The sequence below is a fragment of the Mesorhizobium sp. M4A.F.Ca.ET.050.02.1.1 genome, from assembly GCF_003997725.1.
Taxonomy (GTDB): Bacteria; Pseudomonadota; Alphaproteobacteria; order Rhizobiales; family Rhizobiaceae; genus Mesorhizobium.
In genome coordinates this window covers 1-763 of the sequence record NZ_RZSG01001345.1, presented here as the reverse complement: position 1 = coordinate 763, position 763 = coordinate 1, and the positions used below count along the sequence as shown (strand labels likewise).

Sequence of the window (763 nt, the reverse complement as noted above, 5' to 3'; positions counted from 1 at the left end):
CCACAGGGCTTGGGCATATGCGCGCCAAAACTGTCAACCTGATTATTCTCGCCGGCATGTTCGGTGTGCTTGCGGTGGTCGTAGATTGCGCGGTGGCTTGGCGCAGCGGTCTTACAGCGACCTTTGCGGACAGGGCGTCCCAGCTGCGTCGCCGCAGCGCGAAGCAGTCGGCTCGGGTCGGAAGCTCATATCCTCCGAGCGGCGCACCAACTCGGCGAAAACGAGGGCAAAACTTCCCAGCATCAGGAAGACGATGATTAGGCGTGTCACCGGCAATAGACAGGTCTCGACTGGCTAGCCCCCACCAACCCATCCACTGCCGGCTAACATGACCGATCCGGCTTTACGAGAGCTTAAGCTCCGCCTTAACCATCACGTTCGCCTGTTGGCCGACACAATGCGCGAGCGGTCCTTTTGGCAGCCATTGGCGAACACCGCCGCGCCCTTTGCACATGCGGGCGGCCCATGCTACCCCGGCGCTGGCGCGGCTGCGAACCGGTCGCCGCCAGCCGGTCGTCATCGGAAAGCCATGAGCAAAGCCACCAGCCGTTTCGCCTTCGTCTCGTCCGACACCGCCGACGCCAGGGCGGCACTGGAAAGCCTGTCGTCGCATTATGGCCAGACATCGGTCGAAGAGGCCGAGATCGTCGTGGCCCTCGGCGGCGATGGCTTCCTGCTGCAGACGCTCCGCGACACGATGAGCACGGGCAAGAAGGTCTACGGCATGAACCGTGGCACCATCGGTTTCTTGATGAACGAATAC

Annotated in this window: 1 pseudogene; it reads left to right on the top strand. The window is 62.5% G+C overall.

The annotated features are described in order from the left end of the window. Positions 1–529: 529 nt before the first annotated feature. A pseudogene (locus tag EOA33_RS37395) lies at positions 530–763 on the top strand (NAD kinase); the annotation flags it as partial.